7 protein-coding genes are annotated in these 9,912 nt (G+C 63.2%); 4 read left to right on the top strand and 3 right to left on the bottom strand.

The window, feature by feature from the left end:
• Nucleotides 1–176: 176 nt before the first annotated feature.
• Together VJ464_14335 and VJ464_14330 are read right to left on the bottom strand one after the other, a co-directional pair.
• Nucleotides 177–2,366 (bottom strand): hypothetical protein, encoded by a 2,190-nt coding sequence (locus VJ464_14335; GenBank protein HKQ06309.1) that lies wholly within the window; start codon nt 2,364–2,366, stop codon nt 177–179.
• A gap of 149 nt (nt 2,367–2,515) precedes the next feature.
• Nucleotides 2,516–4,045, bottom strand: coding sequence for a putative porin (locus tag VJ464_14330; GenBank protein HKQ06308.1), 1,530 nt, complete (start codon nt 4,043–4,045; stop codon nt 2,516–2,518).
• Between the two features lie 229 nt (nt 4,046–4,274).
• Between VJ464_14330 and VJ464_14325 the strand changes: the two genes are divergently transcribed.
• The 3 genes from VJ464_14325 to VJ464_14315 all read left to right on the top strand — a co-directional run bounded on the left by VJ464_14325 (nt 4,275) and on the right by VJ464_14315 (nt 6,184).
• On the top strand, nt 4,275–4,577 hold the full coding sequence (locus tag VJ464_14325; protein HKQ06307.1) for a PilZ domain-containing protein: 303 nt from the start codon (nt 4,275–4,277) through the stop codon (nt 4,575–4,577).
• Nucleotides 4,578–4,636: 59 nt separating this feature from the next.
• Nucleotides 4,637–5,410, top strand: coding sequence for an SDR family oxidoreductase (locus VJ464_14320; GenBank protein HKQ06306.1), 774 nt, complete (start codon nt 4,637–4,639; stop codon nt 5,408–5,410).
• 180 nt (nt 5,411–5,590) lie between these two features.
• The gene (locus VJ464_14315) at nt 5,591–6,184 is read left to right on the top strand and encodes a DUF3471 domain-containing protein (GenBank protein ID HKQ06305.1); all 594 of its coding nucleotides are present in this window, start codon (nt 5,591–5,593) and stop codon (nt 6,182–6,184) included.
• Between the two features lie 150 nt (nt 6,185–6,334).
• Here VJ464_14315 and VJ464_14310 read toward each other — a convergent pair whose 3' ends face one another.
• On the bottom strand, nt 6,335–8,767 hold the full coding sequence (locus VJ464_14310; protein ID HKQ06304.1) for an ABC transporter permease: 2,433 nt from the start codon (nt 8,765–8,767) through the stop codon (nt 6,335–6,337).
• A 291-nt stretch (nt 8,768–9,058) separates the two neighbouring features.
• Between VJ464_14310 and VJ464_14305 the strand changes: the two genes are divergently transcribed.
• Nucleotides 9,059–9,892, top strand: coding sequence for an invasin domain 3-containing protein (locus VJ464_14305; GenBank protein HKQ06303.1), 834 nt, complete (start codon nt 9,059–9,061; stop codon nt 9,890–9,892).
• The last annotated feature ends 20 nt before the right edge of the window (nt 9,893–9,912 follow it).

Here is a 9,912-nt window from a genome sequence, read left to right as displayed (position 1 = left end):
CGTCTGTTGCGCCGTGCGCCCGCCCGTGCGTTTGCAAGGTGCGCCGCGCCCGCGCCGCGCCGCTTGATTGAGACGCGGAGACATGGGGACACGGCGACGCGGCGAAGGAAGAGGATTGAGCTGAACCGCTCCTGTTTCTCCGTGTCTCCCCTTCGCCGCGTCGCCGTGTCACCGCTTCAGAGCTTGCGGTCGAGTTTCAGATTGATGACAGCCGCGTTCAACTCGGCTTGCAGCGAGGCGCGCTCGGCGGCGGCGGCTTTGCGCTCGTTCGCCAGTTGTTCGAGGCGCGACTCCTGCTCGCCGGCCTTCGCCACGTAGCGCGCGATGAGCTGGCGCGCTTCGCTCTCCTTGCTCAGCGCCTTGATGTTCTCACGCAAGCGCGCCTGATCGGCCGCGATCTCCGCCGCCTCGCGGTCGGCCGCCTGAACTCGCGCGTCAACGGCGGCGATCTTGCCTTTGATCTCGATGATGCGGTCGAGCGCCGCCCGCGTCGCGTCGTCAATATAACCATTCGCCACAAACAACTTGATGTCGTCGGCCGTCAGGTTGGTCAGCGCGTAGCTGTCCATCAGCGCGAGGCGCTCGGTCACCGGAAGCTCGACGGCTTGGCGCGGCGGCAGCTCGACGCGGAAGCGGTAGAACGAGGCGGTCGTCTCGTAGGGCTTCGCCGTGTCGTCCGACAGCTTCCACTTGTCGCGATAAGGATGCTCGACGAAGACCGTGCGCGGCCGGTCTGTCTGATTCGTCAGCGTGTAGACTTTCCTTTCGCTGCGGTAATAGTGCGCCTGCAACACGCCGTTGACGACGCGAACCATGAAGGCCGGCTGGCGGTCGCTCTTGTCGCGCGTGGTGACGAGCGTGCCGAGGTCGAGCGCGAACGAGATGAAGCGTTCCTCGCCGGGCTTGAGCCGTTCCATCAACGCCTCGCCGGCGTAGGCGTCGCCGTCGAGAACGGTCAGCGCGCCGCCTTCCAACGTCAGCGGCGAAGTATTCTTCAACCGCAGCCCGCCCATCGGCCGATCCTTGCGCGCGGCTTCGTTGTAGATCGAGACGCGCTCGCCTTCCATCTGAGTTTGCAGTATGGGGATGAGCGCCGAGCGGTCACGCAGGACGGTGACGGCCTGCTCGATACGGTACTCGAAGAGGTCGCCGACTTCGTTGCCTTTGGCGGCGGCCGTGACGCCCGACTCTTCTTCAGAGATGGCGTCACTCAAGCTGGTCTTCGGCGCGTCGGCCGGCGGGACCGGCCCACTGCCTGAGCCGACGCCGCTCCCGATGCCGCCGGCCACGCCGCCAGGAACACCTCCCGCGACGCCGCCGGCTCTGCCCGCCCTTAGCGAGCCGCCGCCCATGTTGTAGCCATGGCCTTCGGCCGGCTCGTACACCTGCGGCTCAAGTGAAAGGTCGTCGGGAATCTCCATCACGGGGCGGTGGCGGTAGAGCGGCTGCTGGAGCGGCTGAATGAACGACACGGGCGAGCCGCTGACCAGTGATAACTGCACGCTCGTCCAATCCTCTTCGCCGACGTTATCCACAATCGCCCAGCCTTGAAAGAACGGCTTGCCTTCGTTGTTCAGGACGACGCGATAAGTGGTCTTCCAGATCGGCGCGGCGACGGTGTAGCTGACGACCATCTCGCGCGCGCCGTCGCCGTCGCTGGTCACCGAGATCGTCTTGGCGTCGCGCCGTCTCGCGGAGGCCGTCGCGTTGGCGAACTCGTTAATGTCATGCCGCGCGCCTTCGTCGAGCAGCCGGATGGCGCGCACGTCGTTGAGGTCAAAGCTCGCTATCTCGCCGCTCTCCGACGCAACGACCAGCGTGCGAATGATGGCGGGCGGCTTGTTCGCGTCTATCTGCGTCTTGCGTTCTTCGACGGTGAGGATCGCGCCGCGCGCCGCGCGCGTCGCCGTCGTCACCTCGACGCGCGCGCCTTGCAGTTGCTTGAGCACAGCGACCAGACCGCCGTCTTTATTGCCCTCGCCGTCGGCGTCGCTGTTGGCGTCGAGCGAGAAGGGAATCTCTTGCAGGCGCGACGATGGCGGCGCGGACGAATTGTAGCTGACCGCGCCGATGCGGCCTTTGCCCAGGTCGAGCACGAGCAGCGACTTCAGCACATCATCAACCTGTGACTGCTTGAATGGCAGGTTGATCTCGGCGTGACCGGCCACGGGGCCGCGCCGCTCGACGTAGGCGACGCCGTTGCTGTAGAGGATGACGCGGTGAATCGGCAGCGTCCGTGCCGGCGGCGCGGGCGTTGAAGCGAATTGAGCGGGCGGCGGGTTCGGCACACGCCGCGCCGCGCGGGTCTGCGCCGCAAGCGGCTCGGCCATCAGGAGCAGGGCAGTACACAGGGCGATAAGTTTCATTCGATTCCTCGGAAACAGTTTTGCGCGGTGGCTGAAACCATTAACGGGAACGGCGTGCCGCAAGCTTTTTGCAGCCGCGCCGCCCCCGTTTAATGACCGCTTCAGGATTTGACACCGCCCGCGCGCGAACGGTTCCGGGAATCTGTGCTTCAGAACTTGTAGACCACGTCGAACTGCATGCGGTTGAGGTAGCGATCAAATGGTGAAGTCACAACAACCTTGTTGGCGCGCTGTGAGAAGAGCCCCGTCCATTGCAGCGTCACGCCGCCCGCGATCTGATAGGCGGCCGTCGGCATGTGGACGCGGCTGTTCGAGGCGAGGATGTCGCTGAAGTTGAACGGCACCAGCACGGCGTCCTGCTCAATGCGCGTGAAGGCGTAACTGAACAACCAGTCGCCTTTCTCTTTCAACTGACCGACCTGGCCGCCGAGCCAGAAGCCGTCCTTCTCGTCGCTCACGCGGCCCGTGGCGTTGTGAACGTAGTCGAAGACGAAGCTGACGGGGAATCGCCCGGTCGCCTGCCATGTGAGGTTGCCGAGAACGTCTACGAGGTTGAAGCCGGCGAGAAAGCCGACGGGCTGCCCCGCGGCGTTGCGAACGAGGCGGTTGGTCGTGCCGAGCGCGCCGTTTTGATTGCCGGTGAAGCCAGCGCCATTGGTGATGCCGCCATTCACCTGCGTGGCCAGCGCGCCGAGCCCCGTGACCACCTGATCCGCATGGTTCCAGTCGTAATAAGCGACATTCGCGTTGGCCGACACTTTGGATGAAAACTGCCAGTCAGTCTGCACCTGTCCGCCATACAGCACGCCGTCTTTGCCGGCAGCCACTTCATTGAACGGCAACTCGAAGGCGACCAGCTTCACCTGTCTGAGCGGCGAGTGGCTCTTGAAGTAGAGCGCTTCGGACGCGCCTTCGACGTTGACATCGTCGTCCCAGACCATCTGCGTGCGGCGGAAAGTCGGCTCGAACTTGCCGGCGACAAGCTGCACGCCGACCTGATCGCCTCTTGAGTCATAGCGAATGAAGGCGCGTTCCAGCGCGAAGGGCTTGCGCTCGTAGAAATCCGTGAGCGTCTGGTTGCTGCTGATCGGGTCGGTGAAGATGCCTGTGGCGAGCTTCAGGCCCCAATCGAAATTCTTATTGATTGTGCCGTCGAGCGCCAGTCGGGCGCGCACCCGCAGGCGGTTGCGATCTGGCGGCGTCAGCAGCGCGTCGAAGCCCTGGTTGCGGAACGCTTCATAACGAAAACGGAGGTCGCCGCTCATGCGCAGCGCGCCGAACCGCTTGTAAAGCTCATCCACGTGCTTCTGCGTCTGGTCGGCGGTTTCGTTTTTACCGGCTGCCGGCGCTTGCGTTGCCAGAGCGGCTGCCGGCGCGGCGGTCATTGATGCGGGCCGCGCGGTCGGGCTCTCGACGTCATGTTTTTCGACGAGGGCGCGCAGCTGCTGGATTTCGCGCTGCTGCTGCTCGATGAGCTGTTCGAGGGCGCGCACACGGTCTTCGACCGAAGGCGTTTTAGCGGTGCTAGAGGCGTCATTTTTAGCGGCGCTGGTCGTGTCACTCGCGGGGACGGCGCTCTTGTCGTCGCTGGCCGGCGCGGCGCTGGCGGCGCGCACACTCAGCGCGGCGAGCAGGGCGAGCAGAAGCGCAAGGCTATGGACGGTCAACTTGATCTTCATGATGCATCCTCCTGGGGAGCGGTGTTGGATTCGCCTGTCGTCATCATTGGGGAGACCCGTCTAAGGCATATCATTGTGATTGGAACGGAAGCATGAGTATATCCAGGCATCGTGACGGAATTGTAACATCAAGGTTACAACTTGGTTAAATGACGCCCGGGGCCGGCGAAACAAACCGTTGACTATGGACGGCACGCCGCTTATATTCGCCGTGAATGAGGTAAGTGTCATGGGACAGGAGCGCAGAAGAGCATGGCGTAGCGGCTTGGTGCTAGACGTCTGGTACGAGGGCGAAGGCGTGCTCGGCGAAACGCGCATTTCCGATCTCAGCGTCAGCGGCGCTTACATCGAGACGCGGACGCCGCTGTCGGCCGGCACGATCTTCAAGCTGATCTTTGCGCTGCCCGACAGCCAGGTGATCGAAACCGAAGCGACCGTCATGCACAGCCATCGGGGCAGCGGCATGGGCGTCCAGTTCAACGCCCTCTCGCCGGAGCAGACCAACCACATCCGCCAGTTCATCCGCGCCTGAGCGCCCGGTCACACCGTGCGGGCTTGCGCTCGCGTCAATCCACAAGCAGACTCTGGTTTATGATAGAAAGCGCGCAACAGCAACGCGTGATCGTCACCGGCGCGTCGAGCGGCATCGGACGCGCGACGGCACAGCGATTCTTGAACAACCATGCCCGTGTCGCGCTCATCGGGCGACGAGCCGACGCCTTGCGCGAAGCGGCAACCGAAGCGGCGATGCAGTCCGGCGCGGCCTTGATGATTACCGCCGACCTTGCCGACGAAGCCGAGAGCGCGGCGGCCTTCGCGCAGGCGGTCGCCAGCCTGGGCGGGCTCGACGTGCTGGTCAATGCCGCCGGCATTCTGAAATCCGGGCGCATCGAAACGACACCGCTCCGGCTCTGGGACGAGATGCTGAACATCAACCTGCGCTCGATCTTTCAACTGATGCAACTGGCGGTGCCGCATCTGGAAGCGACGCGCGGCAATATCGTCAACGTGTCGAGCGTCACCGGGCTGCGGTCGTTTCCGGGCGTGCTCGCCTACTGCGTCAGCAAAGCCGGCGTCGATCAGCTGACGCGCTGCGCGGCGCTTGAGCTGGCCGCGAAAGGCATTCGCGTCAACGCCGTCAACCCCGGCGTCGTCGTCACGGGGCTGCACCGCTCAGGCGGCATGGAAGATGACGCGTACGCCGTTTTCCTAGAACACAGCAAGACGACACACCCGCTGGGCCGTGTCGGCGATGCCGAGGAGGTTGCCGAGCTGATCGCTTTCCTGGCTTCGGACAAAGCCGCATGGATCACCGGCGAAACCATCAGCATCGACGGCGGTCGCGCTCTGACTTGCGCGAGATGAGGGAAATGAGGAATGAGGAACGATGAACGATGAGCTCGGGAGGGAAGGGAGGCCGGACTATCTAAATTAATCCGGCTCCAGCCCGCAATTCATCGTTCCTCATTCCTCATTCATCATTCTCTTTGGTCGTGTATAATGTTTGCGGATTGTGAAATCTAGCTAACAGCAGAGGAGATCGAAGTGAAACGGTTCAAACTGATTATTGCAGCCAGCTTCGTCGTCGCGATTGTGTCGGCGGTGGTCACTCAATCATTCGCTTATCCGCCGTTTTTGGCCAAGGCCAAGAAGTTCGGCGCCAAGGATTGCACCTTCTGCCACGTCGCGCCGGAAGGCGGCGCTCCGTGGAATGCGCGCGGCCAGTGGCTCATCAAAGAGAAAGAGCGGCGCGGCGCCGATTCTATCGACGTCGAATGGCTTGCCGAATATAAGGAAGGCAGCGGCGACGTGAAGAAGCCTGCCGAAGTGAAGCCCGCCGAGACCCGGCCCGCCGAAACCCCGACGAAAGCCATCAAAGTTGACACGAAAGTGCTGGACACCTACACCGGCCAGTATGAAGCGCCCTTCGGCGTGCTGACGATCAGCCGCGACGGCGACAAGCTCTTCGGCGCGCCCGAAGGTCAGGAGAAAGCCGAGCTGGTTGCCATCTCTGAAACCGAATTCGACGTGCCGAGCGTCGGCGTCAAAGTGAAGTTCGTCAAGGACGACAGCGGCAAGGTCACCCACATGGTTTTGAACCACGACGGCGAAGAGATTCAGGCCAAGAAGATCAAGTAACTGCCGGTAAGCGTCTCCACATTTGCGGCCCGAAAAAAAAGGCGAGCGTCATGGTTAGTGACGCTCGCCTTTTCGCTAGAGTGGTTTTCGATTGTGTTTGCCATGTGGCGCAATCTAACAGATTGCGCCACTCTAGATGTAATCCAGACCTCACTCGTGCCTGAGGGCGATGATCGGATCAACTTTGGTGGCGCGGCGCGCAGGGATGTAGCAGGTCAGCAACGCCACGGCGGCTAAGACCACGGCGACCCCTCCCAGGACCATCGGGTCGGTGGCGCTGACGCTGAACAACAAGCTCTTGAGCAACCACGTCGCCAGCAACGCGCCGCCCATGCCAATCGTCAGTCCGAGCCCCGACAATATCAATCCCTGTTTGAGGATCAAGGCGCGCACCTGTCCCGGCTGCGCCCCCAAGGCCATGCGGATGCCGATCTCCTGCGTGCGCTGCGTCACCGCATAGTTCATCACGCCGAAGATGCCGACGACCGTGAGCGCCATAGCGATGGCGGCGAACAATCCGAACAGCGACATGTTGAAGCGATTGGCGGCGACCGATTCGGCAATGATCGTGTCCATCGTCTTGACGTTGGCGACCGGCAGCCGCGGGTTGATGCCGGCGATCACGGCGCGCGCCGATTCCGCTAAGGTTGCGGGCTCAAGCTGTGTGCGCAGGATGAAGCTCATCGTCCGCCCGAAGCCGAGGCCCAGGAAAGGCGTCTGCGTCACCGGCTGATAAATCTGCATGCCGGTCTCGCCGGCCAGGGTCGTATGCTTGACGTTGCCGACGACGCCGACGACCGTCGCGTAATCGGGCGTATCGCCGGGCAGCGGCACGCCGACCGTCAGGCGCTTGCCAACCGCGTCTTCACCCGGCCACATCAGCTCGGCCATATTCTGATTGACCGTCACCACCTGAAGGCTGTTTTCCTTGTCGGCGTCGGTGAAGGTGCGGCCTCTGATGAGCGGGATGTTCATGGTCGCAAAGTAGTCGCCGGTGACGATGCGATAGCTGGCGATGGGGGCGTCGGCAGGCGTCGGCAGCGGGCGGCCTTCGACCGAAAAGATGAACTGCGGGCCGCCGCCGGCCAGCGGCACGTTCGAGATGCCCGACGCCGCAATCACTCCGGGCAGCGCCCCGAGCCGCTCGCCGGCATCGCGGTAAAAGCCGAGAACGTCGGCGGGCCTGGCGTACTGCGCCGGCGGCAGGGTGACCTGCATGGTCAGCAGGTGCTGTTGATTGAAGCCCATGTTGACGCGCTGAAGCTGCGAGAAGCTCTTGATCAACAGCCCGGCGCAGACCAGCAGCATGAAGGCGAAAGCCATCTGCACGACGACCAGTGTCGAGCGCAAGCGGCGACCGCGCCCGTGGCCCGCCACCGATTTGCCGCTCTCTTTCAGCGTCTCGTTGACGTTGGCCCGCGAAGATTGCCATGCCGGCACCAGCCCGAACAAAATCCCCGCGGCTAACGATGCCAGCACGGCAAAGCCGAGGACGCGGCCATCAACGCCGATCTCGCCCGAGCGCGGAATGCCCTGCGGGTTGAGGCTGATTAAAGCCTGCGTGCTCCACAGCGCAATCAGCATGCCGACGGCGCCGCCGATCAGCGAAATTAACACGCTTTCCGTAAGCACCTGGCGGATCAGACGCCCACGCGTCGCGCCCATCGCCAGTCGAATCGCGATCTCTTTCTCGCGCGAGGCGGCTCTCGCAAGCAAGAGGTTGGCGACGTTAGCGCAGGCGATCAACAGCACGCAGCCGACCGCCGCCAGCAGCACCAGCAGCGCCCAGCGAATGTTGAAGGTCACGAGGTTCTGGTAAGGGATCAGCGCCACGCCCCAGCCGGTGTTCGATTCGGGATACTGTTCGATCAACCGTTGGGCGATGGTCGACATCTCGGTCTGCGCTTGCTCCTGGGTGACGCCAGCCGCTAGCCGGCCCACGACTTGAATGTTATGCAGATTACGGTCGGCGTTCTGGTAGCTGATGCCGAGCGGCATCCAGAATTCGATGTTGGGCCGGTAATCGTTCGGCATGATGCCGATGACCGTGACGCCCTGGCCGTTGATGGGGATGGTCTGCCCGACGATCCCCGCGTCGCCGCCGAAGCGCCGCCGCCACAGGCCCTCGGACAAGAGGATCACCGGCACGCCGCCGGGCCGGTCTTCTTCGGCGGTGAAGGTGCGCCCGGCGAGCGGCGCGATGCCGAGCGTCGTGAAGTAATCCCAGGTCGCCTTTTCGCCCTGAATCCTTTCAGGCTGATCGCTGCTCGTCAGGTTCGCGATGAACGCCTGGCGGGCGCTCAGGGTCTCGAACGATTGATTCTGCTCTTTCCAGTCGCGGTAGTTGAGCGTCGAAGAGCCGACGCCGGGCGGCGGGAACTTGGCGTTGGTTTCCATGGCGAAGACCAGGCGGTCGGGGTCTTTGAAAGGCAGCGATTTCAACAGCACGCCATTGACGACGCTGAACAGCGCCGTGTTGGCGCCGATGCCTAACGCCATTGTAATCACGGCCACAATTGTGAAGCCGGGGTTCTTGACGAGCATTCGTATGCCGAAGCGCAAGTCTTGCAACAAGGTCTCCATCAGGGCCTCCGGGTAAGGGACGGGGTGAGGGCACCAGAATCGGGTCTGATTCTCGACAGCTATTCTAAACCAATGCGGTTGGCGCGGACAATTCCGCGGGCGAGCCGTTCACCGAAAGCCGGCTTGCGGCTTGAACTGCTTGACTTGGATTTTCGCAGCGCCTATGATGGCAGCCGGCCGCGAGAACATCCCTAATCTCCGGCCCGTGCCGCAGTAAAGTCGCCCAGTGCGCGACCATCGCCGTAGCGTAGACGCTTGCAAAGAGCAACGAGTCTCAGGGGGCAACCAGCCATGATGAACGCGAGCAAATCCGCTGTCAGCGCCTCGGCCATCAACACCGTGCGATCAACGACTCACTGGCGAATTGCGCTCAGCCTGTTGCTGACCCTGGCCGTCGCCAGCACCTTCACGCTGCGCTCGTTTGCGGCGCGTCCGGCGGTGGCGCAAGCGACTGTCGAAAGCACCGCCCCCCATTCTGCCGCCCGCACGGAAGTGACAGCACCTTTCGGCGTGCTGGTCGGCAGAGGCGCGATCATCGTTAACGACAATCGCGCCAGGTCGGGCGACACGGTTGTCGAAGGCAGCACGATTGTCACTGGCCCCGACGCCTATGGCTGGATCGATGCGGGCGCGGCGGGCCGCGTCGAGCTATACCCGAACATGACGACGACGCTATTGCTGCCGCGCGGCGAAACGGAGGCGCAGGCGGGTCAGACCAAGCGCACGATCAAGCCGGTCGGCTCCGGCCCGAACATCAGCGTGAAAGCCGGCAACGCCTTACAGCTTCAGGTGCAGGTGACGGACGAAAACGACAAGCCGGTGCGCGACGAAGTGGTCACCTTTACACTCGACAACCCCGCGGGCGGCACCCTGAGCACTGCTACCGTGGCGACGGATGCCAACGGTATTGCCACCACGACGTTCACCGCCGGCCCGACGACCGGCTCGACAGGGATTACGGCGAGCGTGCCGGGCGCGACTTTCACTTATAAGGCGACCATTCGCGCCGGGCTGGGATTGTTGTTGTTATTGCTGATCGGCACCGCCGCCGTCGGCACCATTGTTACCGTCGTCGTCGTAAAGAATGCCGGGGAAGATAATCCTGTGTCGGCTAGCCGCCCATAACGGCGGGCCCTTGCGCCCGG

This window comes from Blastocatellia bacterium (genome assembly GCA_035275065.1).
Taxonomy (GTDB): domain Bacteria; phylum Acidobacteriota; class Blastocatellia; order UBA7656; family UBA7656; genus DATENM01.
This window is presented reverse-complemented; position numbering and strand designations above follow the sequence as displayed.

Bases quoted from the DNA above. Each gene is read 5' to 3' on its own strand.
- VJ464_14335 (HKQ06309.1), bottom strand. From the start codon at position 2,366: ATGAAACTTATCGCCCTGTGTACTGCCCTGCTCCTGATGGCCGAGCCG.
- VJ464_14330 (HKQ06308.1), bottom strand. From the start codon at position 4,045: ATGAAGATCAAGTTGACCGTCCATAGCCTTGCGCTTCTGCTCGCCCTG.
- VJ464_14325 (HKQ06307.1), top strand. From the start codon at position 4,275: ATGGGACAGGAGCGCAGAAGAGCATGGCGTAGCGGCTTGGTGCTAGAC.
- VJ464_14320 (HKQ06306.1), top strand. From the start codon at position 4,637: ATGATAGAAAGCGCGCAACAGCAACGCGTGATCGTCACCGGCGCGTCG.
- VJ464_14310 (HKQ06304.1), bottom strand. From the start codon at position 8,767: ATGGAGACCTTGTTGCAAGACTTGCGCTTCGGCATACGAATGCTCGTC.
- VJ464_14305 (HKQ06303.1), top strand. From the start codon at position 9,059: ATGATGAACGCGAGCAAATCCGCTGTCAGCGCCTCGGCCATCAACACC.